Genomic DNA, 24,337 nt, shown 5'->3' on the forward strand with positions numbered 1-24,337 from the left:
GTGGCGTTAGTTCCCCAAGGCGATGCGGACCACGGCGAACACGCTGGCCAGCGCACCGAGGAAGCAGACGAAGCGGACCAGCAGCTGCGACACGAAGGCGGTCAGCGGGGTGTGCACGTAATCCTCCAGGATCACCTGCAGGCCCAGCTGCGCGTGCCAGAACATCGCCACCAGGAAGGCCACCAGCAGCGTGGCGTTCCAGGGCCGGGCGATGGCGTCGGTGGCGGCCAGGTAGTCAGCATGGATCAGGCCGACCACGAAATAGACGAACCACAGCCCGAGGAAGATCAGGGCCACGGCCGTGTAGCGCTGCACCACCCAGTGATGCAGGCCGGCGTGCGCCGAGCCCAGGCCCTTGGCCTGCTTGAGCGGGTTGCGGAAGCTCATGCCACACCTCCCTTGGCCAGCACGCCACCCCAGACCAGCAGCGCCAGGACCAGGCTACCGGCGCTGACCAGCCAGCCGTTGCGCACGAAGGCCGAGACCGCATAGCCCAGGCCGCCGTCCTGCGCCAGGTGGCGGATGCCGTTGAGCAGGTGATAGGTGAAGGCCCAGGTCCACAGGAACAGGAAGACCAGCCCGTACCAGGTGCTCGCCTGGGCGGAGATCCAGGTCCAGGCATCGGGGCCGGAGGCCAGCGCGACCAGCGCGGCGGCGATCAGCAATGCGCCGAGGGACAGGATGACGCCGGTGGCGCGATGCAGGATGGACGTGGCCATCTGGATCTGCCAGCGATACACCTGCAGGTGCGGGGAAAGCGGACGTTGACGTGTCGCCATTGGATTGGCTCTTAGTCTCGGCTGGGCGGTCGGGAAAGGCCGCGTTGGCTGGAAGGCGCCGTGGATTCGACTTTCAGAAGTCGATGCAGCGCCCGTTCTTTTCCCAGTCCCCGTAGCGGGTCGGCTCGGGGCCGTCGCGGCCGCCGATCTCCTTCTGCGCGGGAGCCTGTTCGGGCTTCTGCGTTTCAGGCTCGGGGACGGGGGTGGGAGGGGTTTGGCCTATCATGTGAGTCTCGCAACGCACAAAATGTTAATCCTCACGATCTTGACTGACAACCACGCAAATCCCAGTGAACGGGCCTTTGCCCTCCCCGACCACGGCGTGGTCGGTCTGGAGGGGCCGGATGCGGTGGCGTTCGCGCAGGCGCAGTTCGCCAACGATCTGCATGCGCTGGAGGACGGTCGCTGGCAGTGGAACGCTTGGCTGACGCCCAAGGGCCGGGTGATCGCCGTTTTCGCCGTGCTGCGTCTGGCCACGGACCGACTGGTGCTGGTCGTGCCCGATGTGCCGGCCATTGAGCTGGCCACCGCGCTCAAGCGCTTCGTATTCCGCAAGAAGGTCGTCGTCTCCATGTCCGACCTGCATGCCCAGGGGCTGTTCGCCGCCTCGACGAACGCGCAAGGCGCCCTGCTCGCCCAGGACGACGCCGGCATCGCGATGGATGTCGGTAGCGCCCACCAGCCGCGCACGTTGCTGCTGGGCAAGGCCGCAGGCGAAGCGGATGCGGCCGCGCTGGAGCGCTGGCGCGACCTGGATCTGGCGCACGGCCTGCCGCGCCTGGAGGCCAGCCAGCGCGAACAATGGACGCCACAGCAGCTCTCGCTGGAGCGCCTGCGCGCTTTCAGCGTCAAGAAGGGCTGCTATCCCGGCCAGGAGATCGTGGCCCGCACGCATTTCCTCGGCAAGGCCAAGCGCGGCCTGGCGCTGCTGGAGAGCGACACCCTGCTGCAGGCCGGGGCGCCGGTCGCGGACGCCGAGCGCGAAGTCGGCCAGGTGGTCTGCGCCAGCCATCGCGCCCCCGGCCCGGTACTGGCGATCCTGCCGCTGGAGCTCCCTGCCACCGACCTGTACAGCGGCGACCAGCACCTGGCTCAGCGCGTCCTGCTCGACGGCCTGGCACGCTGAGGCAACGCCCTCGCTCAGGCGTGGGCGAGCAGCGGCGGATTGGGCATCGGCGTGATGCCATCGACGGCCAGCATCCTGGCCAGCCAGGCGCGCACCTGCGGGAAGGCCTCCAGCGACACACCGCCGTCGTCGGCGCAGTGCGTGTAGGCGAACAGCGCCAGATCGGCGATCGACATCGTCTCCGCGCCGAACCAGGCCTGCGCCTGCAGGTGACGCTCCATCACCGCCAGCGCATCGGCGGCGCGCTCGCGCAGCCGCGGCAGATCCGCGTGGCGCGGCGAGTCCGGCGGGATCCAGCCACAGATGAAGCGCGCCACGGCCACATAGGGCTCGTGGCTGTACTGCTCGAAGAACATCCACGCCAGCACCTGCGCCCGCTGCCAGGGATCGGCCGGCATCAAGGCGCTGCCCTCGGCCAGCCAGCACAGGATCGCGTTGGACTCGGCCAGCACCTGCCCGTCCTCGCGCTCGAGGATCGGCACGCGCCCATTGGCGTTCTTGGCCAGGAACTCCGGCGTGCGCGTCTGACCGGCCGCGCTGTCCACCTCGACCCAATCGCACGGACGCTGCAGCAGCGTCAGCGCCATGCGCACCTTGTGGCAATTGCCCGAAGAGGACATGCCATATACCTTGATCGTCATCACTGCTCCCCGCGGGTCGGCCCGTCGACATTGTGCCGGGCGCTCGCTGTGGTGTGCGATACCGACAGCTGCCTTCGCCCCCCAACCTCCATCAGCCAGGCGCGGCGTCACGCATGCGCTTGCCAGAAGAGACTTGCGTGGCGAGCCCCACCTCTTGGTCCTCGGGGAAACAGGCACCCCCAAAAGAAGATGCCGGCTTGCGCCGGCATCTTCTTCATCACTGTTGTCTTGTCTTCGCGGAAACTCAGCCGCGCGGGCTGGAATCCAGCGCGGCGGTCTGGGTGACCACGCGGCCGTCGATCACGGGCAGGCGGTCCGAGTCGGGCTTGCGGTCCAGGCGCACGGTCTTCTCGGCGCCATCGTAGCGGTAGGTCACGTTGTAGCCGGTGACCTCGCTGGACTTGCCCATGGCGATGCGGCTGCCGGGCTTCTGGTCCATGCGCATGGTGCCGGTGGTGCCATCCGGATTGCGATAGGTCACGTTGTAGCCGGTCACGCGCGAGGACTCGGACGTGGCGTTCTCGGTATGGCACTGGCGCTCGGTGCGCTGCACGACGCGGCCGCCGACGTGGTTGCGGTCGATGCGGTTACCGGCGAAGCCGCCGGCCACCGCGCCGGCGGCGGTCGCCAGGTCGCGACCGTGACCGCCGCCGATCTGGTGGCCGACCAGGCCGCCGACCAGCGCACCGACGACGGTGCCGCCGACATTGCCGTCGCGCTCGGGCAGACGGTCGTTGACGACCACGTCCTCACAGACCTCACGCGGGGTGGTTGTCGTGGTGGTCTCGCGCACCGGGTCGGTGCCGATCACCGTGGCGTACAGCGTGCCCTTCTGCGTGATCGGCACGACATTGACGATATCGGCGTAATCGACCTGCGTGCCCGTGGGCACCGCGCTGGCCGGCAAGGCATCGCCGTTCTCCAGCGGCGTGGTCGCCGCCAGCTCGCCCTGCGGCGCGGTGGCGAAGGTCTCCGCCGAACTCCGGTGGTTCATGTAAGCCGCAGTGGCAACGCCGCCGAACAGCAGCGCCCCAGCGCCGACCAGGATCAGGGTGGTGGTGTTCTTCATGACGACTCTCCATCACGGGCCTTGCCCGCACTGTGTTGGCCTGGATTGTTGTCGCATGAAGCTGAACAAGGCACCGAACGACACAGCCGAACCCCGCTAGCGGCTAAACGCCATGCCAGGCGGGGCCGTGTTAGCGTTTCCAGATCCAGATCGCTGCGAGGCCGTCATGCCAAGCCCTCTCGTTTCCCCGCTGCTGCGCTGGGCGCGCCGGCTGCGCCACCCCACCCTGTTCAAGCTCACCGCGCTGCTGTTCGTCGTGGACCTGGCGGTGCCGGACTTCATCCCGTTCGTCGACGAGATCCTGCTGGGCCTGGGCACGCTGTTGCTGGCCAACTGGAAGGACCGCCGCGCCCAGCCGTCGCTGGACACCCGGCCGCGCTCGGCACGCTGATCGCGTGCTGACCGACAGCCACTGCCACCTCGACGCCGCAGAGTTCGACGCCGATCGAGACGCAGTCATCGCCCGTGCCTTGGCGGTCGGCGTGCGACGCCAGGTCGTCCCGGCGATCGATGCGGCTGGCTGGCCGGCGCTGCGCAGGCTGTGCAATCAGCACGCGGGGCTGTACCCGGCTTACGGCCTGCATCCGATGTTCCTGCAGGCCCATGCGCCGGAGCATCTGGATCTGCTGCGCGAATGGATCGAGCGCGAGCGCCCTGTGGCCATCGGTGAGTGCGGGCTGGATTTCTTCGTCGAGGGATTGGACCACCAGACGCAGCAGATTTACTTCGAGGGCCAGTTGGCGCTGGCGCGGGAGTTCGACCTGCCGCTGATCGTGCATGCGCGGCGCGCGGTGGAGGCTGTGATCGTGGCGGTCCGCAAGGTCGGCGGGCTGCGTGGCGTGGTGCACAGCTATGCCGGCAGCGAGGAACAGGCCCGGCAGCTGTGGGACAACGGCTTCATGATCGGCCTCGGCGGACCGGTGACATACGACCGCGCCCAGCGCCTGCGCCGCCTGGCCGCGCGCATGCCGCTGGAGCATCTGCTGCTGGAAACCGATGCGCCCGATCAGCCCGATGCCGAACACCGCGGACAGCGCAACGAGCCGGCGCGCCTGACGCGCGTGTGCGAGGTGATCGCCGAGCTGCGCGGCCAGCCGTATGAAGAGATCGCGCGGGTCACTTCCGAGAACGCCACGCGGCTGTTCGGACTTCGGGACTGAGCCCTGCCCAGGGTCCCAAGTGCCGGCGCCCTAGGCTCACGGTTCCCGCTTAGCTTCACGATGTCCCGGCCACCGGTGGGGAAGATGGCATCCGCCTACGTCGTGGCGGGCGCTGCTTCCTTGCGCGGCTTGAGCAGCAGTTCCAGGGCCCGGCCCGCGGCGGCGAAGGCGAAGGTGCCGGTGACATGGGTGGCCGCGCCCAGGCCGGCGCCGCAGTCCAGTTTCAAGGCCGCCTCGGCGCCGAGCACCGGCCGCAGGCCGCAGACGCTGCCATCGGCCTGCGGGTACTGGACGTTCTGCAGGGAGTAGATCGCCGACACGCCGAAGTAGCGCTGCGGGTTGCGCGGAAAGTTGAACTCGGCGCGCAGCTTCTTGCGCACCAGCGCCAGCATCGCATCGTGCTCGGTGCGCGAGAGATCGCGCACGCGGACCTGGGTCGCGTCGGTTCGCCCGCCGGCCGAGCCCACGGTGATCATCGGCAACTTGCGGCGGCGGCACCAGGCGATGGTCTCGACCTTGGTGCGGAAGCTGTCGCAGGCATCGATCACCAGGTCCAGCGGCTGGCCCAGCAGCGCCTCCAGGTTGGAGGAGGTCAGGAACGACTCGACGACCTCCAGCTGGATCTCCGGATTGATCGCGCGGCAGCGTTCGGCCATCACCACGACCTTGTTGCGGCCGTACTGCCCGTCCAGCGCCGGCAGCTGGCGGTTGGTATTGGACAGGCAGATGTCGTCGGCATCGATCAGCACCAGCCTGCCCACGCCGCTGCGTGCCAGCGCCTCGACCACCCACGAGCCGACCCCGCCCATGCCGATCACCGCGACCGCGCGCCGGGACAGGCGTTCGACCGCGCCGACGCCATAGAGGCGGTCCACGCCGGCGAAGCGTTCCTTCCACAGGGTGGTGACAGGGCTGACAGTTGGCGAGGCGGCGGCGTTCATGCCGCTATTGTAGGAGCGCGGCTTCGGCCGTCGTACCATCGATCACACCGTCCCAAGGAGCACGCCCCGTGGCCAGCCAAGCATCCCGTTTCCTGTTCCTGTTCCTGCTCGGCCTGCTGGTCGGCGGGGTGATCACGGTGATGGGCATGCGCGCGCTGCAGGCGCGGCAGGATCCGTTCCCGCACAGCGTGATGCACGTGATGGCCAAGCAGACCGATGTGCTCAAGGCGAATCTGGCGGCCAACCGCTGCACGGCCAGCGACGCCCTGCCCCGGCTGCAGACGCTGCGCGCGGTCAGCAACGATCTGGAGACGGCGTTCCCCGATCTGGCCGAAGACTCCAGGTTCGTGACCCACGCCGGTCAGCTGCGGGCGACGCTGGACGGCGCGCTGTCAGCGCCGCCGGTCGGCTGCCCGGACACCAAGGCCGTGGTCGCGCGCATCGGCGAGGCCTGCAAGGCCTGCCACGACGACTTCGCGCACTGATCGGCGGCGGAGGATGAACGGCGTCTGATGAGGCCTTCGGGCGGGCGCGTGGCAAGCGGTTTCAATTGATGCCGCGTTCATGGCGATGACAACACGATGCCGGGCACGCGGCGCTGGCCGCATCCCACCTGGCACGCCCGCGGGGCGAAGGAGTCATCCGATGCAGTTCAAAACTCTCGTCCTGATGAGCGCTGGCGCGCTGACCCTGGCGGGCTGCGCCACCACCAGCCCGAACTATGGCTACCGCGATGATTACCGCGGTTCCTCCTCCTATCCGCCCGCCTCGTCGCGCTACTGCGCCGACTGCGGCATCGTCACCCGCATCGATCCGGTCTCCTCCAACCGCAGCGCGCCCACCGGCACCGGTGCGGTGCTGGGCGGCATCGTCGGCGCGGTCGCCGGCCGCGAGATCTCCAAGGAGACCGGCGGCAGCAAGGGCAACAAGAATGTGGCCGCCGTCGCCGGTGCGGTGGGCGGCGCGCTGGCCGGCAACGCGATCCAGGACCGCGTCACCGGCGATACCTATGACGTGACCGTGCGCATGGACGATGGCCGCACCATCGTGATCAACCAGCGCGACCTTGGCGGCGTGACCGAGAACACCTACGTGCGCGTGGTCAACGGCCGTGTGGTGATCCGCTGAGCTTTCGGCAGCCGAATGGCAGGTACGAAAAAGCCCGGCTTTCGCCGGGCTTTTTCGTTTGCGCCTGGCCGCGGGGGAACGACCCGCGCGGGCTCAGACAGGCTGGACAGCGTCGGCCTGCAGGCCCTTCTGGCCCTGGACGACGGTGAAGGTCACCTTCTGGCCTTCCTTGAGGCTCTTGAAGCCCTGCGTCTGGATGGCACGGAAGTGCACGAACACGTCCTCGCCATTCTCACGACTGATGAAGCCAAAACCCTTCGCATCGTTGAACCATTTCACGGTTCCGGTTTCGCGGTCTGCCATTGCGGATCTCCTTGGAACAGGGGTTGGGTACGCCGGGTCGGGCGGCTGGTTGCAAGGAGGAGCCGAGGTACGACGATGTAGCGGATCTTTGGATCTACCGCATCAGGCCACGATTCACGGTGACCTTGGCAAACGCAGCGGCTTGACAGTAGCGCGGCCAATATGAAAAAGCAACGCCCTTCAACGCACGTTCATAAATTCATAACCCCATGTTCCTAAAGGAAAAATAAGTGGAATTACAGACGGTGATGTACGTCTTGGCGGCGCTCATGATCCTGGGCGGCGTGCTCGGCGTGGTGCTGCCGGTACTTCCGGGACTTCCGCTGGCCTTCGCCGGCATGCTGCTTGCGGCATGGGCCGGCGGATTCGAGCAGGTCGGCTGGGTCACGCTGACCGTGCTGGGCCTGCTCACCGCGCTGTCGCTGGCCGTGGACGTGCTGTCCACCGCAATGGGCGCGCAGCGGGTCGGCGCCAGTCGCCTGGCCATCATCGGCTCGGTGATCGGCACGGTGCTGGGCCTGTTCTTCATGCCGCTGGGACTGCTGGTCGGGCCCTTCGCCGGCGCGCTGGTGGGTGAGCTGATCCACGGGCGCGAGCTGCGCCAGGCCGGCAAGGTCGGGCTGGCGACCTGGGTCGGGCTGGTGGTGGGCGTGGTGCTCAAGGTGGGCTTGGCCTTCGCCATGCTGGCGGTGTTCCTGATCGCCTGGTTCTACTAGGCCTGCCCTCGATCTCCCGGAAGGTCCCAACGCCTTCACGCAACGCGTGAAGGCGGCTTTGCCAGAATCCCGCCGCATTGGGCCCAAGGCGGCCTGCGGGGATTGGGGATGTCGGTCGCATGACCTGGATGATCGCGGCAGCGGTGGTGCTGACGCTGGTGGTGGTGCTGCTCGCGCTGAACTTCGCCACGCCGGAGAAAAAACTCGAGCACGTGCCGCCGCATCGCCATGCTGTGGGCGATCCGCAGTTCATGCGCGAGATGTCCGTGCTGCTCGGTCCGGCCATCACCCCGGGCAACCGCATCGAGGTGCTCAACAACGGGCACGAGATCTTCCCGGCGATGCTGGACGCCATCGCCGGCGCCCGGCGGACCATCACCTTCGAGACCTATATCTATTGGTCGGGCCGGATCGGACGCGAGTTCAGTCAGGCGCTTGCCGAGCGCGCCCGGCAAGGCGTGCAGGTCAAGGTGACCATCGACTGGGGCGGCAGCCTGAAGATGGACCGGCGCCTGGTCGAGGAGATGGAACAGGCCGGCGTGGAGGTCCATCGCTACCGCCCGCTGGTCTGGTACAACCTGCAGCGCATCAACAACCGCACCCATCGCAAGCTGCTGGTGATCGATGGCCGCATCGGCTTCACCGGCGGGGTCGGCGTGGCCGACCAGTGGCTGGGACAGGCGCAGGATCCGGAGCACTGGCGCGATACCCACTACCGCATCGAAGGCCCGGTGGTGGCGCAGGTGCAGACGGCCTTCAACGACAACTGGATCAAGTCCACCGGCCGGGTGCTGGATGGCGAGGCCTTCTACCCGCCGCTGGATCCCGTCGGCGAGAGTCCGGCGCAGCTGTTCCTGGCCTCGCCTTCCGGCGGCAGCGAGAGCATGCACCTGATGTATCTGCTGGCCATCGCCGCGGCCACGCGCACGATCGACCTGGCCGCGGCGTACTTCGTCCCCGATGCGCTGATCACCCGTTCGCTGCTGGAGGCGCGGGCGCGCGGCGTCGCCATCCGTGTGCTGCTGCCCGGCCCGCATATCGATTCGCTGTCGGTGCGGCTGGCCTCGCGGGCCAGCTGGGGGCCGCTGCTGGAAGCCGGCATCCAGATCAGCGAGTACCAGCCGACGATGCTGCACACCAAGCTGCTGATCGTCGATGGCCTGCTGGTGTCGGTGGGCTCGACCAACTTCGACATCCGCTCGTTCCGGCTCAACGACGAGGCCAGCCTCAACGTCTACGACCCGGCGCTGGCCGAACGCATGACGGCGCTGTACGAGAGCGATCTGGCCAAGGCCACGCCTTATTCCCTGCAGCGCTGGCGCACGCGGCCGCTGCGGGAGAAACTGTTCGAAACCCTCATCCTTCCCATCAGGTCACAGCTATGAGCCGCCCGCACCCCCTGCCCCGACTCTTGTCCCTGCTGTGCGTTGCCGCCGCGCCTGGCGCGGCGGCTGCCCAGGACGGCACCACCACCATCACCCCGGCCTCGGTCGAGGCCTGCGGTCTGATCACCGTCGACGCCCAGCGCCTGGCCTGCTACGACACGGCGATCAAGCGCGTGGCGCCCAGCACCGCGCAGGCCGATGCGGCGGCCAGCATCGCCAAGGAGCAGAAGGATCTGGACGCCAGCAGCGCCAAGGCCAAGCGCCGCGGCGGCTCGATGTACGCCGACGACGACTACGACGCGGTGCTGGCCAATGCCGGCAAGGGCTCGCTGCTGGACTCGCGCTGGGAGCTGGCGGCCGCCTCCAAGCTGGGCGTGTTCCAGATGCGCGCCTACAAGCCGGTGTACCTGCTGCCGGCGTTCTGGACGTCGAAGAAGAACGAGATGCCCTCCTCGCCCAACCCGGACAACACGGTGACCGTGGCGCAGGACCTGCAGAGCATCGAGACCAAGTTCCAGCTGAGCTTCAAGACCAAGTTCGTGGAGAACCTGTTCGGCGACAACGGCGACATCTGGGGCGGCTATACGCAGAGCTCGCGCTGGCAGACCTACAACAGCGAGGCCTCGCGCCCGTTCCGCGAGACCAACTACGAGCCGGAAGTGATGATGGTGTTCCGCACCAACTACGCGCTCGGCGACTGGCACGGCCGCCTGGCCGGGCTGAGCCTCAACCACCAGTCCAACGGCCGCGGCGACCCGCTCTCGCGCAGCTGGAACCGGGTGATCGGCATGATCGGCTTCGACCGCGACAACTGGGCGCTGGTGGTGCGGCCGTGGTACCGCATCCCGGAGGGCCACGACGACGACAATCCGGACATCGAGAACTACATGGGCCGCGGCGACGCCACGCTGACCTATAGCCACGATGGCCACGAGTTCTCGCTGATGGGCCGGCATTCGCTGCGCGGCGGCGACCAGTCGCATGGCGCGCTGCAGGCCTCGTGGGGCTTCCCGATCGACCGCAACCTGCGCGGGCATATCGAGATCTTCCACGGCTATGGCGAGAGCCTGATCGACTACAACCACAAGGCCACCTACATCGGCCTGGGCATCTCGCTGCTGGAGTGGTACTGAGGCCCGGCGCTGGCGCGCAGCGGCGCGCCAGCGGGCTTCAAGCCCTCGACTGGGCGATCAGCGCTTCGATCGGCGCCGCCAGCTCGTCGAAGCCGCTGCGCACGTCGTAGCGCTGGCCGTTGAGGAAGAACGCCGGCGTGCCGTTCACGCCGCTGCGCAGGCCGCCGTTCAAGTCGGCCTGGACGCGTTCTAGCAGCGGGCGCGACTGCAGCGCCGACTCGAGCGCATCGGCCCCCAGCCCCAGGGTCTCCAGGAGTTCGGCGTACAGCGACCCGCCGAGCCGGTCCTGGTTTTCGAACAGCGCGTCGTGGGCCGGCCAGAACTTGCGGTGCTGGCCGGCGAATTCGGCCACCAGCGCAGCCGGCAAGGCCTGGGGATGGGCCTGGCTCAGCGGGAAATTGCGGAACACCAGCCGCAGATCGTGGCCGTAGCGGGCCTGCAGCTGCCGCACGATCGGGAAGGCCTGGGCGCAGTACGGACACTGGTAGTCGGCGTACTCGACCAGCGTGACCGGCGCATCGGCCGGACCCTGGGCGTGGTCGTCGGGGCCGACCGGGATGCGGAGCGTGGACATGGCAGTCTCCTTGTGCGGCCGGCTCGGCCTTCAGCCTTTGGGCAGGGCGTCGAGCGCGTCCAGGACGCCGTCCACGCCGGGATTGATCGCGGTGGGTGAGAGATAGCTCCAGGCGATCGTGCCCTGTGCATCGATCACGAACAGGGCGCGCTTGCAGTAGCCGTGCTCGGCATCGTAGGCGCCGTAGCGTCGGGCGACGGCGCCCTTGGGTTCGAAGTCCGACAGCAGCTCGAACCCCAGCTTGCGGTCGGCGATGAAGGCCTGGTGGCACCAGACACTGTCCACCGAGATGCCGAGCACCGTGGCCCTGGACTTGGCGATCAACGGGAGGGCGGCGTTGAACAGCGCCAGCTCGTCGCCGCAGACCGGGCTCCAGTCCGCCGGATAAAACACCAGCACGACCGGTCGGCCGCGCAGCTCATGCAGCGCGAGCGCCTGGTCGGGTGTGGCATTGAGACTGAAATCCGGCGCCTGCGTGCCGGCCGGGAGAATGGCGTCGGAACTGTCTGAGGCGGACATGGCAGCGCTCCTGTCGACCGGATGTGACCCACTGTCGCGCAGCGACTGGAAACATGGCGTCAGGAAGACCGGCCTGGTCGTGCGCCCGTTCGGCGCGGACCTCTCCCTGGCCGCACGTAGAATGGTCGGCCGTCCCAGGCTTTCTCAAGGAACTCCGCGATGCACGATCCCGGCACCGAGCCACCGCGTTTCGCACGGCTGCGCGGGGGCGGCGCGCGATGAGCCAGACGCCGAGCCATGATCCGCAGACCGTGGTGATCTGGCACAACCCCCGCTGCGGCAATTCGCGCGGGGCGCTGGAGCTGATCCGCCAGGCCGGCATCGAGCCGCATATCGTCGACTACCTCAACGACCCGCCCGATCGCGCCACCCTGGTCGCGACGCTGGCGGCCACCGGCCAGCCCCTGCGCGAACTCATGCGCCGCAAGGAGCCCGAGTACGCGCAGCTGGGCCTGGACGATCCGGGCATCGACGATGCGGGGCTGATCGAGGCCATGCTGCGCCATCCGGTGCTGATCAACCGCCCCATCGTGATCACCGCACGCGGGACGCGGCTGTGCCGACCGCCGGAGCAGGTGCTGACGCTGTTGGCGGACTGAGGGTTATTCGAACCAGCCGCCGCACGAGGTGATACAGCCGCGCCAGTTGCTGGTGCAGCTGGCGTAATCGGGACTGGGATCGATGCATGTCGGGCCGCCTGGATTGTTGACTCGCTGGCAGCGCTGTTTGTCCGCATCCTTCACCCAGGGCGAGCACCGCTGCTCGACGTGATCCCGCTGCGCCTGGCAACTGCCTCGTGCGCTCAGCGCCAGGGACTCGGCCGCGTTATTGCACCGCAGGCGCTGCTGGTCGCATTGCTCGGCACAGAGGGCACCGGCCGCACTGGCCGGCCGGTGCAGCTTGTCGGCCCAGCAACCGCTCAGCGCCGCGGCGCACAGCAGGATCGCCACGGCACGAATCAGCAGACCGTTTCCCATCATCACCTTCCCTGTGGCAACGGACCGGATCTACTGCCAGTCGGTGATGCCTTCGCGGCGGTAGGTCTCGTGGAAGGACGGCAAGGCCTTCATCCGCGCCGCATAGGCCTTGAGCACCGGCCAGTCGTCGGTGGGCCGCGGCATGTAGCGCGACCAGCGCATCAGCATGGTCAGCACGAAATCGGCCGCGCTGCGCTGCTCGCCCAGCAGGTAGGGGCCGTTGGCTTCCAGATGGTCGGCCACCTGCTGCCAGGCGTACTCAAGCGCAACGCGCGCGGCGGCCTTGACCGGTTCGATGTTGATCTCGCCCGCCGGTTCGTCCGGATAGAACCAGCTGCGATACGCCGGCATCAGCGTGTAGGCGCAGAAGAACAGCCAGCGGTAGTACGCGGCCCGCTCCGGCGTGCCCACGGCCGGCGCCAGCCCGGCCTGCGGATGCAGCTCGGCCAGATGCATGACGATGGCGGCCGACTCGGTCAGCACCTGCCCGTCCAGCACCAGCGTGGGCACGCGGCCCTGCGGGTTGAGCCGGAGGTATTCGGGCGATCGCTGCGCGCGGGTGTCGAAATCGACCAGCTCCAGCCGGTGCGGGATGTCCAGTTCGATCAGGAGCCAATGCACGACCAGGCTGGCGGTGCTGGGGCTGTAGTAGAGAACGGCGTCGGTCATGGGATGGTCTGGCTTGGGTGGTCAGTCGCCGACCAGGCGGCCGCCGCAGTCCAGCACGCAGTCGCGGTGCGTGGTGGCGCAGGAGGCCGCCGTCGGCTTGGGATCGGAGCGGGCGCCGCCGAGCGTGGCGGGCGCGCTGTGCATCGGCGCGCCGGTGCAGGCCGCGCGCAGCGTGTCGCACTGGCGCGCGCAGGCCTGGCCTTGCGGGGTGGCCGGGCGCAGCAACGTGGTCTCGGACACGCCGGGATCGGTGCTGGCGCAAGCGGCGAGCAGCGGCAGACACGCCGCCAGGATCCATGCTTTCACCACCCCTCCTGCCGCAAACGAACAGGGCCGGAGTATGCACGCCGGCCCTGCTGTCCTGCACGCGTTGGCGCCCCGGCGCTTACGCCGGTTCGACCACCACCGGAATCTTGCCGATCTTTGCCTGCCACTGGCGCGGCCCGGTCTTGTGCACCGACTCGCCGGCGGCATCCACCGCCACGGTGACCGGCATGTCCTTGACCTCGAATTCGTAGATCGCCTCCATGCCCAGGTCCTCGAAGGCCAGCACGCGCGCGGCCTTGATCGCCTTGGACACCAGGTAGGCCGAACCGCCGACCGCCATCAGATAGACGGCCTTGTTGTCGCGGATGGCCTCGATCGCCGCCGGGCCGCGCTCGGCCTTGCCGACCATGCCCAGCAGGCCGGTCTGCTCCAGCATCTGCCGGGTGAACTTGTCCATGCGCGTGGCCGTGGTCGGGCCAGCCGGGCCGACGACCTCATCGCGCACCGGGTCTACGGGTCCGACGTAGTAGATGAAGCGGCCCTTGAGGTCCACCGGCAGCGTCTCGCCGCGGTTGAGCATGTCCACCATGCGCTTGTGCGCCGCGTCGCGGCCGGTGAGCAGCTTGCCGTTGAGCAGCAGCACCTCGCCGGGCTTGAAGGTGGTGACCTCCTCGGCGGTGATGGTGTCCAGGTCCACGCGACGCGCGCCCTGCGGGTTGTAGGTCAGCGTCGGCCAGTCCTCCAGCGAGGGCGGGTCGAGCATCACCGGACCGCTGCCGTCCAGGGTGAAGTGGGCGTGGCGGGTGGCGGCGCAGTTGGGGATCAAGGCCACCGGCAGGTTGGCCGCGTGGGTCGGGTAATCCTTGACCTTGATGTCCAGCACCGTGGTCAGGCCGCCCAGGCCCTGGGCGCCGATGCCCAGCGCGTTGACCTTCTCGTACAGCTCCAGGCGCAGCTCCTCGGCACGGTTGGAGGCGCCGCGGGCCTGCAGGTCGACGATGTCGATGGGCTCCATCAGCGCTTCCTTGGCCAGCAGCATCGCCTTCTCGGCCGTGCCGCCGATGCCGATGCCCAGCATGCCCGGCGGGCACCAGCCGGCGCCCATGGTCGGCACGGTCTTTAGCACCCAGTCCACGATCGAGTCGGAGGGATTGAGCATGGCGAACTTGGACTTGGCCTCCGAGCCGCCGCCCTTGGCCGCCACGATCACCTCCACCTTGTTGCCCGGCACCACCTTGACGTTGACCACGCCCGGCGTGTTGTCGCGGGTGTTGATGCGCTTGCCGGCCGGATCGGCCAGCACGCTGGCGCGCAGCTTGTTGTCCGGGTCGTTGTAGGCGCGGCGCACGCCCTCGTGGACCATGTCCTCCACGCCCATCGTGGCGTCGTCCCAGCGCACGTTCATGCCGATCTCGAGGAACACGGTGACGATGCCGGTGTCCTGGCAGATCGGGCGGTGGCCTTCGGCGCACATGCGCGAGTTGATCAGGATCTGGGCGATGGCGTCCTTGGCGGCCGGCGATTCCTCGCGCTCGTAGGCGGCGGCGAGGTTCTTGATGTAGTCCACCGGGTGGTAGTAGCTGATGTACTGCAGCGCATCGGCCACGGACTGGATCAGGTCTTCCTGCCGGATCGACACCGGCGCGGTGGACGCCGGCGGGGCGGCATGGGTGTGGAGGTTCATGGCTGGCTCGACGCTAGCGGTGGGGAGTGAGGAATCGGGACATTTTAGGCCAAACTGCCGCGCCGGCCCCGCTGTCACACCGGCGCCCGCTCCCGCGTCCTGGGACTCATGCGACCCGCCATCCGTTTCGAAACGCACCGTTCCCGCCTGTTGGCGCTGGCCCATCGCCTGCTGGGCAGCCGCGCCGAGGCCGACGACGTGGTCCAGGAGGCCTGGCTGCGCTGGCAGGGTGCGGCGCAGGAGGAGATCCGCGACGACGAGGCCTGGCTGGTCACCGCCACCACCCGCCTGGCGCTGGACCGGCTGCGCGCGGTGCGCAACGCCCGCACCGACTACGTCGGCCCATGGCTGCCCGAGCCGCTGCAGGTGGCGCTGGCGCCCGACCCGGCCGAACGCGCCGAGCAGGCCGAATCGGTGTCCTGGGCCCTGATGGCGCTGCTGGAACGGCTGGGGCCGGACGAGCGCGCGGCCTTCCTGCTCAGGGAAGTGTTCGACTACGACTACGAGGCGATCGCCGCGTTGCTGGGCCACAGCCAGGCCAACTGCCGGCAGCTGGTGCACCGGGCCCGCGCGCGGCTGCAGGCCGGGCACGCGCGGTTCGAGGTGCCGGCCGAACGCCATCGCCGCCTGCTGGAAAAGTTCATGGCCGCCTCGCAGTCCGGCGACCAGGCGGCCATCGCCGCGTTGCTGCGCGCCGATGCGCGGCTGGTGTCCGACGGCGGCGGCAAGGTCACCGCCGCGCTGCGCCCGCTGCTGGGCGCCGAGCGCATCGCGCGGCTGTACTGGGCCATCGCCCGGCGTGGCGCGCAGGTGGAGGCGCGCGTGGGCTGGGTCGATGGCGAGCCGGCGATCCTGCGCTTCGTGGACGGCCGGCTGCATTCATTGACCATGCTGGTCAGCGACGGCGAGCGCATCAGCGACATCCTGACGCTGATGAATCCGGACAAGCTGGCCGCCGTTGCGGTCCAGGCGGGCCGCCCATAGCGCCGACCGTGCGCGTCCGAGTCCGAACCGGGCGACGATCTTCTTCAACCTCCCCTGTGCGGAAGGAGAAGCGGTAGCTGTCACGCGAGCCACCTCTGGCGCGTCCTTGCAGGGAAGGCGGCCCTGTCGGTCGCCACGCTGAAAGGATCTTGCGCATGAGCGCCACCACCTTCGCCCGCATCGACTACACCCGCCATCTGCCCAAGGCCACCCAGGCGCTGCTGACGCTCAGCCAGCATGTCCACGGGGGCGTGCTCGAACACACGCTGGTGGAGCTGGTATTCCTGCGCGTCTCGCAGCTCAACGGCTGCGCCTACTGCCTGGACATGCATGCCACGGCGCTGCGCAAGGCCGGCGTGGAGCCGCGCAAGCTCGATACCGTGGCGGCCTGGCGCGACAGCCGCCTGTTCGACGCCCGCGAACGCGCCGCACTGGCCTGGGCCGAGAGCCTGACCACCCTGCCCTCGGGCGAACCAGAAGAGGCCGCGTACCAGGCGCTGCAGGCGTACTTCGACGAGGAAGCCATCGCCACCCTGACCATGGCCGTGGCCACCATCAACGCCTGGAACCGGCTCGGCGTGGGCCTGCAGCCGCAGATGCCGTGAGGCGCCCGCCGCCGTCAGCGCGGCGGCGGCAGTCCCAACGCGCCGGCCTGAATCGACAGGATCGCCAGCAGTACCGCCAGCAGCACCGCGCCCTGCAGCACGAAGGCGATCCGCGCCGGCCAGCCGCGCGCGGCATAGCCGCAGACGAACAGCAGCGCGATCGGCGCGGCGCCGAAGCACATCAGGACCCACCAGCCGGGCGTGCCGCCCTTGGGCACCAGAGGCCCGGTCAATCCGATGCCGAACAGCAGCAGGGCCAGGGCGTTGCAGAACAGGGGGAGCACGTGGCGCATCGTCCGATTGTGCCCGTCGCCGCGCCCGGCTGCAGCGCGGGTCGGCCTTGCGTTCACACAAGGCCATCGGCCTGCAACGCCGCGTCTTCGTGATGGGCGCTGCGTGGGCGTGGGGACGGCGCTAGGCTGCGCGCTCATCTCCAGCCCGGAACACACCATGTCGCTGTCCCTTTACCAAGTCGCCATCCCGTCCCTGCAGCGCGGCCTGCGCCAGCTCTCGCATGTGCTGGAACGCGGCGCGCGCCACGCCGCCGAGGCCGGCCTGGACCCGGCCACGCTGATCCAGGGCCGGCTGGCGCCGGACATGCTGCCGCTGGCGGCGCAGGTGCAGCGCGTCAGCGACACCGCCAAGGGCACGGGCGAGCGCCTGTCCGGCGTGCCCTCGCCCAAGCTGGCCGACACCGAGCAGACCTTCGAGGAGCTGCAGGCGCGCATCCAGGCCACCGCCGACTATCTCGCCTCGCTGACGCCCGAACAGGTCGATGCCGGCGCCACGCGCGAGATCACGCTGAAGTTCGGCAAGCTGGGCACGCGCCTGGAAGGCGTGGACTACCTGCTGCAGTTCGGCCTGCCGAACTTCTATTTCCACGTGGTCACCGCCTACGACATCCTGCGCCACCACGGCGTGCCTGTCGGCAAGCTCGACTACCTGGGTCCGATCGGCACGCCGATCACCGAGTGAGCTTCATGCTGGCGCACCGGCGCAGCCTCGCGCCGGTGTGCGCCGCGGACTCGCGATCGCCAGCTTTGCCGGCCCTGCGCAGGGTTGGCATCATGGTCGGCCGTTTGTGCGATCCGTTGTGCCGAAGATGAAGATCCCGTTTCCCCCGCTGCTGCAGGACTGGCTGGGCGTGATCCTGCCCGTCGCGCAGGTCCTGCTGATCCTGCTGCTGACGCGGCTGCTGCAGCTGTTGCTCAAGCGCTTGATCGGGCGTGCCGCGGCGCGCTACGACCTGCCACCCGAGCTGGCCATGGGCGTGCGCCGGGTGCTCAACACCGTGCTGCTGATGGCGGCCACCCTGCTGATCCTGGAGCGTCTTGGCGTGTCGGGCACCGTGCTGTGGACGGCGTTCACCGGCTTTGCGACGGTGGGCGCGGTGGCCTTCTTCGCCGCGTGGAGCGTGCTGTCCAATATCTTCTGCACGTTCCTGATCTTCATCGTGCGTCCGTTCCGCCTGTACGAAACGGTGGAACTGCTCGAGAACGGCGAGAAGCCCGGCATCAAGGGCAAGGTGATCGACGTCAACCTGCTCTACACCACGCTGCAGGAAGAAGCGGCCGGCGACGGTGCGCCGGCCACCTCGGTGCAGGTGCCCAACAACTGGTTCTTCCAGCGCGGCATCCGACGCTGGCGCGACGCGCAGCGCATCGCCGGCAGCTGACTCAGCGCAGCTGGCTGTCCTTGCTGCCGCGGCGGTTGTAGCCGCTGGCGGACTTCTGCTCGGCATCGTGCGCGGCCTGGCACTGCACGCACAGGCGCACGCCGGGAATGGCGTCGCGTCGCGCCTTCGGGATCGGGGCATCGCATTCTTCGCAATGGGTCAGCCCGGGACCGCTGGGCAACTGGCTGCGGGCGCGCTGGATCGCGTCCTTCACCGTCGCATCGATCTGGTCCTGCACCGCGCCATCGTTGGCCCAACCGGTGGCCATGGCCGTCTCCTGCCTGTGGACGAGTCCCCGACCCTACGCCGATCCAGATGAATCCGCAGCGAGCCGCGCGGGCCAGACGCCCGCGCCCGGCCGGATCGGTGCGGTTTCGCTAGCATGCACGGCTCCACCGCCGCCGGGCCGCCCGCGCATGCCCTCTGCCATCGAAGAAGTCCGCGACGCCGGCGCAGTCGACCCGGCCATGCTGGTCGAGCGCGGCACGCCGCTGGTCCTGCGCGGCCTGTGCGCGCACTGGCCGATGGTGCAGGCGGCGCAGCGCTCGGACACCGAGTTCGCCAAGCTGCTGGCCGCGCACGACAGCGGCGCGGCGGTGGACACGCTGCTGATGCCGCCGGAGGCCAACGGCCTGGTCGGCTACGACGCCACGCTGGAGGGCTTCAACTACCAGCACTTCAAGGTGTCGGTGACCGATGTGCTGACCCGGCTGGCGCAGTACAGCCGCCGCGAAGGCCCGGTAAACGGCGTGGCCCTGCAGAGCGCACCGATCGCCGGCTGCCTGCCTGGTCTGCTGGCCGACCATGCGATCGAGGGCCTGCCGGCCGCCATCGCGCCGCGGCTGTGGCTGGGTAACCGGGTCACCACGCCTGCGCACTTCGACGCCTTCCACAACATCGCCGTGGTGGTCTGCGGGCGGCGGCGTTTCAGCGTGTTCGCGCCCGAGCAGGTGCGCAATCTCTACATCGGCCCGCTGGACTTCGCGCCGACCGGCGCGGCGATCAGCCTGGCCGACCTGGACGATGACACGGCGCAGTTCCCGCGCCTGGCCCAGGCGCGCGAACACGCCTTCGTCGCCGAGCTGGCGCCCGGCGATGCGCTGTACCTGCCGCCGCTGTGGTGGCACCACGTCGCCTCGCTGGAGCGCCTGAACGCGCTGGTGAACTTTTGGTGGCAGCCGACCCTGGCCGATGGCCGTGCGCCCAGCCCCGGGATCGTGGCGCTGCTGCATGCACGCCTGGCCTTCGCCGGCCTGCCCACGCACGAGCGCCAGGCCTGGCGCGCGCTGCTGGAGCACTACGTCTTCGGCGAGGAAGACCCGGCCGCGCATATCCCGGAAGCCAGGCGCGGCGTGCTGGGCGCGCTCGATGCGCAGGCCCTGGCGGCCTTGCGCCAGCGCATCGCCAATTCGCTCTAGGCCCGGGGCGCTGATCCCGCGTTGACGCCGGCGCCGTCACCCTCTCCTTTCACCTTGCGGAGCTTGACCATGGAACAGACCGTCCATCCTTTTTCCGAACTGTTCGCCCAGCTCGGCCTGGCCTCGGACGAGCGCAGCATCCGCGCCTTCATCGCCGAACACGCGCCGCTGCCCGATGCCATGCGTCTGGAGGAGGCCCCGTTCTGGTCGCCGGCCCAGGCTCAGCTGCTGCGCGAAGAACGGATCGACGATGCAGACTGGGCGGTGGTGGTCGATCAGCTCAATGTCGCCCTGCACGCCACGCCCGAGGCCTGAATCCTCAGGCGAACCGGGCCTGACCTGATTGTCATGCCCGCAGCGGCGCATTTGCCAGGAACCCAAGCGCACGCGTGCTATCACCGGAACACACCCGACACCGCCCGGAGTTGCGCCATGCGTCGTCTGCCCGTGTTGCTCGCCGCGCTCATCGCCCTGCCCGCCCTGGCCCACCACGGCTGGAGCAGCTATGACGCCAACAAGACCTTGAAGATCTCCGCACCGCTCGCCCAGGTGCAGTACCGCAACCCGCATGCCGAAGTCGGCGTCGACTACCAGGGCAAGCGCTGGAACGCGGTGCTGGCGCCGATCAGCCGCATGACCTCGCGCGGCCTGCCGGACGGCGCCCTCGTGGTCGGCAAGACCGTCACGATCGAAGGCTATCCGCGCCTGGACGGCACGGCCGAGTTGCGCGCCGAACGCATCACCGTGGACGGTAAGACCATCGAGCTGCGCTGATCTCGCAGCGCCATGGACGCGATGGCCTGGGCCCAGCAGCTGGAAGCCTCCGCGCTGGGCCAGTGGATGCGGGCCGGCTGGGGCTATCCCTTCGCCAACGTGCTGCACCTGGGCGGGCTGGTGCTGCTGCTCGGCAGCATCGGCCTGCTCGACCTGCGCCTGCTGGGCTTCGGCAGGCGGCTGGAGCCGGAACAGGTCTCGCGCCTGCTCACGCCGCTGGGCATCGTCGGGCTGCTGGTGCTGGTGGTCACCGGGGTGATGCTGTTCAGCGCCGACGCCACCGCCCTGCTCGGAAACCGCATGATGCAGTTCAAGCTGATCGCCATCGCCGTGGCGGTGATCAACGCGCTGGCCTTCCGCCTGTGCTTCGGCGGAAGGTTGCAAGCCTGGCGCCATCGCTCGCCGCCGCTGGGACGCGCGATGGCCGCGCTGTCGCTGCTGGCGTGGCTGACCATCCTGGTCGCCGGCCGGATGATCGCCTACACCTGAGCCCGCGCGCTCCGCCCCTCCCCTTGCGCAGCAGGGGGAGGCCGGGAGGGGGGTTGGATCAGGTCGCGGGTTGCTTGGTGCGAAGCATTCGAAGCAGAAGCAAAGGCAAAAGCTGGATTCCCGCCTTCGCGGGAATGACGACCTGAAGGAGCCGCGGATCAGCGGATGAAGCAAGACAGAAGCCTGTTTGCCGCCCGAACTCCAGCCCCGCGCACGATCCCGCCCGCTTCATCCACCAATCATCCTGCGCCAGGCAGGCCCGGCTAGGCTGGCCCCTGGTTCGATAGGCCGCAACGGCGGCAGGAGCGCTCCGCGTTGCGATCCCTGATCCTGCTGGCACCCATCGCCTTGTCCGCGGCCCTGGCCGCCTGCACGCCAACAAAGACCCCGGAAGTCGCCGCTCCCGCTCCATCGCCGCAGACAGCGCCGGACGCCTCACCGCCCGACACGCCGATCCAGCACGCCGACTACGACTGCGAGGGCACCCGCATCGCCGTGGCCTTCTTCGGCCAGGCGCGCGCCGAAGTGACGCTGGACGCGCGTCTGCTGGTGCTCAAGCCCGCCCTCGCCGCCGATGGCGCGCGCTACGCCGACGATGCCGGCAACGCCTTCTGGGCCAAGGGCATGGACCGGGCGACGCTGACGCTCGCCCAGGACCCCCACGACAAGACCTGCACGGCGCTCCCGCCGGAGGCGCCACAGCGCTGACGGACCGTAGCCTGCGTCAGCGCGCGTGCTGCAGCGCGCGCTGCATGGCGGCCTGGGCCAGCGGCGCCATCACCGCATAGCCGGCCGCGTTGGGGTGCACGCCGTCGCCGGAGACCTTCGCATCCAGGCCGCCCTGTCCGTTGTCCAGCGCGCTGTAGTAGTCCAGATACACCGCGCCGGTGCGCTGGGCGTACTGCCTGATCCAGTCGTTGAGCGCGCGGATCTTCGGCGCCGGCTGCAGGCCGGGCTTCCACGGATAGTCGCTGGCCGGCAGCACCGAGGCCAGCACGACGGCGACGCCGTTGGCCTTGGCCAGCTGCGCCATCGAGGCCAGGTTGTCCTGGATCATCTGCGGCGTGGCCGGCCCGGTATTGCCGGCGATATCGTTGGTGCCGGCCAGGATCACCACCACGGCAGGCTTGAGATCGATCACGTCCTGGCGGAAGCGCACCAGCATCTGCGGCGTGGTCTGCCCGGAGATGCCGCGGTTCACGTAGGGCTTGCCCGGGAAGAACGTCTCGCTCCCGGTCTTTCCCCAGCCTTCGGTGATCGAATCGCCGAAGAACACCACGCGCCGCTCACCGGGCGCCGGCGCGGCCAGCGCCGCGTTCTCATCGCGATAGCGCGACAGCTGCGGCCAGTCGGCCAGCTGCCGCTGCATGGCCTGCACCTGCTCGGCGCCCGGCGTCTGCGCGGTGGCGTTGCCGCTCATCGCGGCGATCAACAGCAACACCGGCAGGCCGGCACGAGGCAATACGCGCTTGAACATGAGTCCCTCCCAGGCATGTCATGCGGACCAGTCTATCGCCTCGTGCCGGCGCGTCCGGTCAGGGCTTGGGCTTGTCCGCCTTCTTGTCGGCCGCAGCCTTGTCCGCCGCCGCCTTGCGCTCGGCCGCATCCTTGACCGCCGCGGCGAAGCGCGGCTCCTCGCGCAGCAGCTTGGACTGCGGGTCCAGCGTGTAGAGGTCGTTGTCCTGCAGCGCGACATGGCCGCGGCCGTCGGTCATCGGCACGGTGACGGTGCGCCCGCTGTTCGGGCCGATGCGCACGTCCACCGGCATCGGGAACGGCAGATCGCCCGGCGTCTTCCAGCGCAGCGACAGGCCGCCGGCATCGCGCTCGGCGATCAGCTCCGGCAGCGCGGCGCGATACAGGTACACGTCGAAGAACCAGCCGTAGTCCTTGCCGGTGACCTTGTTGACGATGTCGATGTAGTCCCTGGTCGAGACATAGCGCGGCTTGAAGTGGCCCGGGCGCGGATGCGCGCTGCCGTACACCGCCAGACGGATCGAGGTGAAGAACGCCTCGTCGCCGATCAGCGAGCGCAGCGTGTGCAGCATCAGCGAGCCCTTGTAATAGATGTCCAGGCCTGCGCCGTGCTCGCGGTTGTAGACCGCCTCCTCGGTCTGCGACTTGCCGCTGACGATCGGCACGCGGTTGGTCACCGCGGCGCGCTGGTCCAGCAGCGCGGCGTGGTAGTCCATCTCGCCGCGCAGGTACTGCAGGTACAGCGGCTGCATGTAGCTGCCGAAGCCTTCGTGCAGCCACATGTCGTCCCAGTCGGCGTTGGTCAGCTGGTTGCCGAACCACTCGTGCGAGAACTCGTGCTGCATCAGCCAGTCGTAGCCGTATTTGTCCTTCTTGTAGTCGTTGCCGTAGGCGTTGATGGTCTGGTGTTCCATGCCCAGGTGCGGGGTCTGCACCACGCCCACCTTCTCATCGCCGAACGGATACGGGCCGATCTGGCTCTCGAAGAAGTCCAGCATCTTGGGCAACTCGTCGAACAGCGCCTTGGCCTGCGCGTCCTTGTCGCCCTTCAGATACCAGTAGGCCAGCGGGATGGTGTTGCCGTAGCGGCTCTTGTAGCTGCCGCTGAGCTGCTCGTACGGGCCCACGTCCAGGGCGATGGCGTAGGTGTCCGGGTTCTTGGCGCGCCAGTGGTAGGTGCGCCAGCCCTTGCGCTCCTGCATGCCGACGAACACGCCGTTGCCCGGCGCCACCAGCGGCGCGGGCACGGTGATGTGCTCGTCCACCAGCGCGGGCTCGCCCTGCGGATGGTCGATGCACGGCCACAGCAGATCGCAGCCCTCGCCCTGGATGGCCGAGGCCACCCACGGCTCACCGGTGGGCGCGGTCGCCCAGACGAAGCCGCCGTCCCACGGCGCGCGCTTGGCCACGTGCGGCTGGCCCGCATAGACCACGCGCAGCTTGACGCTGCCCCCGGCCGGCACCTGCCGCGGCAGGGTCACGCGCATGCGGCCTTCGGGGTTCTGCCAGGCCTCGCGGGCCACCGGCTTGCCGTCCACCTCGACCCGGCTGACCGCGTATTCCGGATCCAGATCGACCACCAGCGCCTGCAGCGGGGAGATCGCCTTGAAGGTCAGCGTCGCATCGCCCTCGATCCGGCGCTGGTCGGGAATCACCTTGAAGCCCAGGTCGGCGTGCTCGAAGCTCACCGCCAGCTGCTCCGGCGTGCGCGGCAGGCCGGTCTGCTTGGTCACGGGACTGAGCTCGGCGCCGTGCGCCTGGGACACGCAGGCCAGCGCAAGCGCCAGGGTGGAGACGAGCAGACGGGAACGGGACATGGCAGGCCTGGCGGAAAGGGAAACCGGC

At 69.0% G+C, this 24,337-nt stretch carries 35 protein-coding genes; 18 read left to right on the forward strand and 17 right to left on the reverse strand.

Annotated elements, in window-relative coordinates; all coding sequences use genetic code 11:
• Nucleotides 1-6: 6 nt before the first annotated feature.
• From sdhD to QE438_RS06245, 3 genes are all read right to left on the reverse strand, one after another.
• Nucleotides 7-387, reverse strand: coding sequence for a succinate dehydrogenase, hydrophobic membrane anchor protein (gene sdhD / locus QE438_RS06235; protein ID WP_130518057.1), 381 nt, complete (start codon nucleotides 385-387; stop codon nucleotides 7-9).
• Nucleotides 384-779 (reverse strand): succinate dehydrogenase, cytochrome b556 subunit, encoded by a 396-nt coding sequence (gene sdhC / locus QE438_RS06240; protein WP_130518055.1) that lies wholly within the window; start codon nucleotides 777-779, stop codon nucleotides 384-386. Before sdhC ends, sdhD begins: the two co-directional genes overlap by 4 nt.
• A 73-nt stretch (nucleotides 780-852) precedes the next feature.
• Entirely contained in the window at nucleotides 853-1,005 is a 153-nt protein-coding gene (locus QE438_RS06245) for a DUF1674 domain-containing protein (RefSeq protein ID WP_130518053.1), read from the reverse strand.
• Between the two features lie 21 nt (nucleotides 1,006-1,026).
• Between QE438_RS06245 and QE438_RS06250 the strand changes: the two genes are divergently transcribed.
• Nucleotides 1,027-1,905 carry a folate-binding protein gene (locus QE438_RS06250; RefSeq protein ID WP_306991716.1) on the forward strand — a complete coding sequence of 293 codons (879 nt, stop codon included), beginning with the start codon at nucleotides 1,027-1,029 and terminating at the stop codon, nucleotides 1,903-1,905.
• A 14-nt stretch (nucleotides 1,906-1,919) separates the two neighbouring features.
• Here QE438_RS06250 and QE438_RS06255 read toward each other — a convergent pair whose 3' ends face one another.
• Both QE438_RS06255 and QE438_RS06260 read right to left on the reverse strand, forming a co-directional pair.
• The gene (locus QE438_RS06255) at nucleotides 1,920-2,546 is read right to left on the reverse strand and encodes a glutathione S-transferase family protein (RefSeq protein WP_306991714.1); all 627 of its coding nucleotides are present in this window, start codon (nucleotides 2,544-2,546) and stop codon (nucleotides 1,920-1,922) included.
• 244 nt (nucleotides 2,547-2,790) lie between these two features.
• Entirely contained in the window at nucleotides 2,791-3,615 is an 825-nt protein-coding gene (locus QE438_RS06260) for a glycine zipper 2TM domain-containing protein (RefSeq protein ID WP_130518045.1), read from the reverse strand.
• Nucleotides 3,616-3,781: 166 nt separating this feature from the next.
• Here QE438_RS06260 and QE438_RS06265 point away from each other — a divergent pair, with 166 nt between their 5' ends.
• Both QE438_RS06265 and QE438_RS06270 read left to right on the forward strand, forming a co-directional pair.
• A complete protein-coding gene (locus QE438_RS06265) occupies nucleotides 3,782-4,006 on the forward strand; it encodes a DUF6116 family protein (RefSeq protein ID WP_130522698.1) in 225 nt (74 codons plus the stop codon).
• 4 nt (nucleotides 4,007-4,010) lie between these two features.
• Nucleotides 4,011-4,775, forward strand: coding sequence for a TatD family hydrolase (locus tag QE438_RS06270; protein WP_306991711.1), 765 nt, complete (start codon nucleotides 4,011-4,013; stop codon nucleotides 4,773-4,775).
• Between the two features lie 95 nt (nucleotides 4,776-4,870).
• Here the strand turns inward: QE438_RS06270 and QE438_RS06275 are convergent, their stop codons facing one another.
• Nucleotides 4,871-5,716 carry a tRNA threonylcarbamoyladenosine dehydratase gene (locus QE438_RS06275; RefSeq protein ID WP_306991709.1) on the reverse strand — a complete coding sequence of 282 codons (846 nt, stop codon included), beginning with the start codon at nucleotides 5,714-5,716 and terminating at the stop codon, nucleotides 4,871-4,873.
• 68 nt (nucleotides 5,717-5,784) lie between these two features.
• On the opposite strand from QE438_RS06275, the gene QE438_RS06280 reads away from it, so the two are divergent.
• Complete coding sequence (locus QE438_RS06280) at nucleotides 5,785-6,201, forward strand: hypothetical protein (protein ID WP_130518039.1); 417 nt, start codon at nucleotides 5,785-5,787, stop codon at nucleotides 6,199-6,201.
• A 160-nt stretch (nucleotides 6,202-6,361) separates the two neighbouring features.
• The gene (locus QE438_RS06285) at nucleotides 6,362-6,844 is read left to right on the forward strand and encodes a glycine zipper 2TM domain-containing protein (RefSeq protein ID WP_306991707.1); all 483 of its coding nucleotides are present in this window, start codon (nucleotides 6,362-6,364) and stop codon (nucleotides 6,842-6,844) included.
• 93 nt (nucleotides 6,845-6,937) lie between these two features.
• Here the strand turns inward: QE438_RS06285 and QE438_RS06290 are convergent, their stop codons facing one another.
• On the reverse strand, nucleotides 6,938-7,147 hold the full coding sequence (locus QE438_RS06290) for a cold-shock protein (RefSeq protein WP_130518035.1): 210 nt from the start codon (nucleotides 7,145-7,147) through the stop codon (nucleotides 6,938-6,940).
• Between the two features lie 230 nt (nucleotides 7,148-7,377).
• Here QE438_RS06290 and QE438_RS06295 point away from each other — a divergent pair, with 230 nt between their 5' ends.
• From QE438_RS06295 to QE438_RS06305, 3 genes are all read left to right on the forward strand, one after another.
• Nucleotides 7,378-7,863, forward strand: coding sequence for a DUF456 domain-containing protein (locus tag QE438_RS06295; RefSeq protein ID WP_306991704.1), 486 nt, complete (start codon nucleotides 7,378-7,380; stop codon nucleotides 7,861-7,863).
• 119 nt (nucleotides 7,864-7,982) lie between these two features.
• The gene (locus QE438_RS06300; protein WP_306991702.1) at nucleotides 7,983-9,248 is read left to right on the forward strand and encodes a phospholipase D-like domain-containing protein; all 1,266 of its coding nucleotides are present in this window, start codon (nucleotides 7,983-7,985) and stop codon (nucleotides 9,246-9,248) included.
• Complete coding sequence (locus QE438_RS06305; RefSeq protein WP_286574647.1) at nucleotides 9,245-10,381, forward strand: phospholipase A; 1,137 nt, start codon at nucleotides 9,245-9,247, stop codon at nucleotides 10,379-10,381. Before QE438_RS06300 ends, QE438_RS06305 begins: the two co-directional genes overlap by 4 nt.
• 37 nt (nucleotides 10,382-10,418) lie before the next feature.
• Here the strand turns inward: QE438_RS06305 and QE438_RS06310 are convergent, their stop codons facing one another.
• Together QE438_RS06310 and QE438_RS06315 are read right to left on the reverse strand one after the other, a co-directional pair.
• Nucleotides 10,419-10,955, reverse strand: a complete 537-nt coding sequence (locus QE438_RS06310; protein WP_306991700.1) for a thioredoxin domain-containing protein — start codon at nucleotides 10,953-10,955, stop codon at nucleotides 10,419-10,421.
• A 30-nt stretch (nucleotides 10,956-10,985) separates the two neighbouring features.
• Complete coding sequence (locus QE438_RS06315) at nucleotides 10,986-11,474, reverse strand: redoxin domain-containing protein (RefSeq protein WP_306991699.1); 489 nt, start codon at nucleotides 11,472-11,474, stop codon at nucleotides 10,986-10,988.
• Between the two features lie 218 nt (nucleotides 11,475-11,692).
• Here QE438_RS06315 and arsC point away from each other — a divergent pair, with 218 nt between their 5' ends.
• Entirely contained in the window at nucleotides 11,693-12,073 is a 381-nt protein-coding gene (arsC, locus tag QE438_RS06320; RefSeq protein ID WP_306991697.1) for an arsenate reductase (glutaredoxin), read from the forward strand.
• Nucleotides 12,074-12,076: 3 nt separating this feature from the next.
• Here the strand turns inward: arsC and QE438_RS06325 are convergent, their stop codons facing one another.
• The 4 genes from QE438_RS06325 to QE438_RS06340 all read right to left on the reverse strand — a co-directional run bounded on the left by QE438_RS06325 (nucleotide 12,077) and on the right by QE438_RS06340 (nucleotide 15,071).
• The gene (locus QE438_RS06325) at nucleotides 12,077-12,451 is read right to left on the reverse strand and encodes a hypothetical protein (protein WP_306991694.1); all 375 of its coding nucleotides are present in this window, start codon (nucleotides 12,449-12,451) and stop codon (nucleotides 12,077-12,079) included.
• Between the two features lie 30 nt (nucleotides 12,452-12,481).
• Nucleotides 12,482-13,120 (reverse strand): glutathione S-transferase family protein, encoded by a 639-nt coding sequence (locus QE438_RS06330; protein ID WP_306991692.1) that lies wholly within the window; start codon nucleotides 13,118-13,120, stop codon nucleotides 12,482-12,484.
• 21 nt (nucleotides 13,121-13,141) lie between these two features.
• Entirely contained in the window at nucleotides 13,142-13,426 is a 285-nt protein-coding gene (locus QE438_RS06335) for a hypothetical protein (RefSeq protein ID WP_130533213.1), read from the reverse strand.
• 79 nt (nucleotides 13,427-13,505) lie between these two features.
• Complete coding sequence (locus tag QE438_RS06340) at nucleotides 13,506-15,071, reverse strand: fumarate hydratase (RefSeq protein WP_306991689.1); 1,566 nt, start codon at nucleotides 15,069-15,071, stop codon at nucleotides 13,506-13,508.
• Between the two features lie 108 nt (nucleotides 15,072-15,179).
• Here QE438_RS06340 and QE438_RS06345 point away from each other — a divergent pair, with 108 nt between their 5' ends.
• Complete coding sequence (locus QE438_RS06345) at nucleotides 15,180-16,055, forward strand: RNA polymerase sigma-70 factor (RefSeq protein WP_306991687.1); 876 nt, start codon at nucleotides 15,180-15,182, stop codon at nucleotides 16,053-16,055.
• A gap of 155 nt (nucleotides 16,056-16,210) precedes the next feature.
• Nucleotides 16,211-16,660, forward strand: a complete 450-nt coding sequence (locus QE438_RS06350) for a carboxymuconolactone decarboxylase family protein (RefSeq protein ID WP_306991685.1) — start codon at nucleotides 16,211-16,213, stop codon at nucleotides 16,658-16,660.
• 14 nt (nucleotides 16,661-16,674) lie between these two features.
• Here the strand turns inward: QE438_RS06350 and QE438_RS06355 are convergent, their stop codons facing one another.
• Nucleotides 16,675-16,953 carry a hypothetical protein gene (locus QE438_RS06355; protein WP_306991683.1) on the reverse strand — a complete coding sequence of 93 codons (279 nt, stop codon included), beginning with the start codon at nucleotides 16,951-16,953 and terminating at the stop codon, nucleotides 16,675-16,677.
• Between the two features lie 157 nt (nucleotides 16,954-17,110).
• Here QE438_RS06355 and QE438_RS06360 point away from each other — a divergent pair, with 157 nt between their 5' ends.
• Together QE438_RS06360 and QE438_RS06365 are read left to right on the forward strand one after the other, a co-directional pair.
• Nucleotides 17,111-17,635, forward strand: a complete 525-nt coding sequence (locus QE438_RS06360) for a DUF1993 domain-containing protein (RefSeq protein ID WP_306991681.1) — start codon at nucleotides 17,111-17,113, stop codon at nucleotides 17,633-17,635.
• Between the two features lie 127 nt (nucleotides 17,636-17,762).
• Nucleotides 17,763-18,335: a mechanosensitive ion channel family protein gene (locus tag QE438_RS06365; RefSeq protein ID WP_130518009.1), complete on the forward strand. Its 573-nt coding sequence runs from the start codon at nucleotides 17,763-17,765 to the stop codon at nucleotides 18,333-18,335.
• Nucleotide 18,336: 1 nt separating this feature from the next.
• Here the strand turns inward: QE438_RS06365 and QE438_RS06370 are convergent, their stop codons facing one another.
• Nucleotides 18,337-18,603, reverse strand: coding sequence for a DksA/TraR family C4-type zinc finger protein (locus QE438_RS06370; RefSeq protein WP_130518006.1), 267 nt, complete (start codon nucleotides 18,601-18,603; stop codon nucleotides 18,337-18,339).
• A 148-nt stretch (nucleotides 18,604-18,751) separates the two neighbouring features.
• Between QE438_RS06370 and QE438_RS06375 the strand changes: the two genes are divergently transcribed.
• From QE438_RS06375 to QE438_RS06395, 5 genes are all read left to right on the forward strand, one after another.
• Nucleotides 18,752-19,753: a cupin-like domain-containing protein gene (locus QE438_RS06375; RefSeq protein WP_306991679.1), complete on the forward strand. Its 1,002-nt coding sequence runs from the start codon at nucleotides 18,752-18,754 to the stop codon at nucleotides 19,751-19,753.
• A 69-nt stretch (nucleotides 19,754-19,822) separates the two neighbouring features.
• Nucleotides 19,823-20,068: a DUF2789 domain-containing protein gene (locus QE438_RS06380; RefSeq protein WP_130518002.1), complete on the forward strand. Its 246-nt coding sequence runs from the start codon at nucleotides 19,823-19,825 to the stop codon at nucleotides 20,066-20,068.
• 117 nt (nucleotides 20,069-20,185) lie between these two features.
• Nucleotides 20,186-20,527 carry a DUF6152 family protein gene (locus QE438_RS06385; RefSeq protein WP_130517999.1) on the forward strand — a complete coding sequence of 114 codons (342 nt, stop codon included), beginning with the start codon at nucleotides 20,186-20,188 and terminating at the stop codon, nucleotides 20,525-20,527.
• 12 nt (nucleotides 20,528-20,539) lie between these two features.
• Complete coding sequence (locus QE438_RS06390; protein ID WP_306991677.1) at nucleotides 20,540-21,016, forward strand: DUF6644 family protein; 477 nt, start codon at nucleotides 20,540-20,542, stop codon at nucleotides 21,014-21,016.
• A 315-nt stretch (nucleotides 21,017-21,331) separates the two neighbouring features.
• The gene (locus QE438_RS06395) at nucleotides 21,332-21,724 is read left to right on the forward strand and encodes an MliC family protein (RefSeq protein WP_165394511.1); all 393 of its coding nucleotides are present in this window, start codon (nucleotides 21,332-21,334) and stop codon (nucleotides 21,722-21,724) included.
• Between the two features lie 16 nt (nucleotides 21,725-21,740).
• Here QE438_RS06395 and QE438_RS06400 read toward each other — a convergent pair whose 3' ends face one another.
• Together QE438_RS06400 and QE438_RS06405 are read right to left on the reverse strand one after the other, a co-directional pair.
• On the reverse strand, nucleotides 21,741-22,436 hold the full coding sequence (locus tag QE438_RS06400) for an SGNH/GDSL hydrolase family protein (protein WP_306996117.1): 696 nt from the start codon (nucleotides 22,434-22,436) through the stop codon (nucleotides 21,741-21,743).
• Nucleotides 22,437-22,551: 115 nt separating this feature from the next.
• Complete coding sequence (locus QE438_RS06405; protein ID WP_306991674.1) at nucleotides 22,552-24,309, reverse strand: M1 family metallopeptidase; 1,758 nt, start codon at nucleotides 24,307-24,309, stop codon at nucleotides 22,552-22,554.
• Between the last annotated feature and the right edge of the window lie 28 nt (nucleotides 24,310-24,337).

Source organism: Pseudoxanthomonas sp. SORGH_AS_0997 (assembly GCF_031453535.1).
GTDB lineage: Bacteria > Pseudomonadota > Gammaproteobacteria > Xanthomonadales > Xanthomonadaceae > Pseudoxanthomonas_A > Pseudoxanthomonas_A winnipegensis.

Coding starts and splice junctions, on each gene's coding strand:
- sdhC (WP_130518055.1), bottom strand. CDS start 779: ATGGCGACACGTCAACGTCCGCTTTCCCCGCACCTGCAGGTGTATCGC.
- QE438_RS06325 (WP_306991694.1), bottom strand. CDS start 12,451: ATGGGAAACGGTCTGCTGATTCGTGCCGTGGCGATCCTGCTGTGCGCC.
- QE438_RS06360 (WP_306991681.1), top strand. CDS start 17,111: ATGTCGCTGTCCCTTTACCAAGTCGCCATCCCGTCCCTGCAGCGCGGC.
- QE438_RS06365 (WP_130518009.1), top strand. CDS start 17,763: ATGAAGATCCCGTTTCCCCCGCTGCTGCAGGACTGGCTGGGCGTGATC.
- QE438_RS06255 (WP_306991714.1), bottom strand. CDS start 2,546: ATGACGATCAAGGTATATGGCATGTCCTCTTCGGGCAATTGCCACAAG.
- QE438_RS06290 (WP_130518035.1), bottom strand. CDS start 7,147: ATGGCAGACCGCGAAACCGGAACCGTGAAATGGTTCAACGATGCGAAG.
- QE438_RS06305 (WP_286574647.1), top strand. CDS start 9,245: ATGAGCCGCCCGCACCCCCTGCCCCGACTCTTGTCCCTGCTGTGCGTT.
- QE438_RS06375 (WP_306991679.1), top strand. CDS start 18,752: ATGCCCTCTGCCATCGAAGAAGTCCGCGACGCCGGCGCAGTCGACCCG.
- QE438_RS06300 (WP_306991702.1), top strand. CDS start 7,983: ATGACCTGGATGATCGCGGCAGCGGTGGTGCTGACGCTGGTGGTGGTG.
- QE438_RS06340 (WP_306991689.1), bottom strand. CDS start 15,071: ATGAACCTCCACACCCATGCCGCCCCGCCGGCGTCCACCGCGCCGGTG.
- QE438_RS06265 (WP_130522698.1), top strand. CDS start 3,782: ATGCCAAGCCCTCTCGTTTCCCCGCTGCTGCGCTGGGCGCGCCGGCTG.
- QE438_RS06385 (WP_130517999.1), top strand. CDS start 20,186: ATGCGTCGTCTGCCCGTGTTGCTCGCCGCGCTCATCGCCCTGCCCGCC.
- QE438_RS06315 (WP_306991699.1), bottom strand. CDS start 11,474: ATGTCCGCCTCAGACAGTTCCGACGCCATTCTCCCGGCCGGCACGCAG.
- QE438_RS06250 (WP_306991716.1), top strand. CDS start 1,027: ATGTTAATCCTCACGATCTTGACTGACAACCACGCAAATCCCAGTGAA.
- QE438_RS06285 (WP_306991707.1), top strand. CDS start 6,362: ATGCAGTTCAAAACTCTCGTCCTGATGAGCGCTGGCGCGCTGACCCTG.
- QE438_RS06405 (WP_306991674.1), bottom strand. CDS start 24,309: ATGTCCCGTTCCCGTCTGCTCGTCTCCACCCTGGCGCTTGCGCTGGCC.
- QE438_RS06370 (WP_130518006.1), bottom strand. CDS start 18,603: ATGGCCACCGGTTGGGCCAACGATGGCGCGGTGCAGGACCAGATCGAT.
- QE438_RS06350 (WP_306991685.1), top strand. CDS start 16,211: ATGAGCGCCACCACCTTCGCCCGCATCGACTACACCCGCCATCTGCCC.
- QE438_RS06330 (WP_306991692.1), bottom strand. CDS start 13,120: ATGACCGACGCCGTTCTCTACTACAGCCCCAGCACCGCCAGCCTGGTC.
- QE438_RS06400 (WP_306996117.1), bottom strand. CDS start 22,436: ATGAGCGGCAACGCCACCGCGCAGACGCCGGGCGCCGAGCAGGTGCAG.
- QE438_RS06380 (WP_130518002.1), top strand. CDS start 19,823: ATGGAACAGACCGTCCATCCTTTTTCCGAACTGTTCGCCCAGCTCGGC.
- sdhD (WP_130518057.1), bottom strand. CDS start 387: ATGAGCTTCCGCAACCCGCTCAAGCAGGCCAAGGGCCTGGGCTCGGCG.
- QE438_RS06275 (WP_306991709.1), bottom strand. CDS start 5,716: ATGAACGCCGCCGCCTCGCCAACTGTCAGCCCTGTCACCACCCTGTGG.
- QE438_RS06310 (WP_306991700.1), bottom strand. CDS start 10,955: ATGTCCACGCTCCGCATCCCGGTCGGCCCCGACGACCACGCCCAGGGT.
- QE438_RS06390 (WP_306991677.1), top strand. CDS start 20,540: ATGGACGCGATGGCCTGGGCCCAGCAGCTGGAAGCCTCCGCGCTGGGC.
- arsC (WP_306991697.1), top strand. CDS start 11,693: ATGAGCCAGACGCCGAGCCATGATCCGCAGACCGTGGTGATCTGGCAC.
- QE438_RS06345 (WP_306991687.1), top strand. CDS start 15,180: ATGCGACCCGCCATCCGTTTCGAAACGCACCGTTCCCGCCTGTTGGCG.
- QE438_RS06245 (WP_130518053.1), bottom strand. CDS start 1,005: ATGATAGGCCAAACCCCTCCCACCCCCGTCCCCGAGCCTGAAACGCAG.
- QE438_RS06355 (WP_306991683.1), bottom strand. CDS start 16,953: ATGCGCCACGTGCTCCCCCTGTTCTGCAACGCCCTGGCCCTGCTGCTG.
- QE438_RS06260 (WP_130518045.1), bottom strand. CDS start 3,615: ATGAAGAACACCACCACCCTGATCCTGGTCGGCGCTGGGGCGCTGCTG.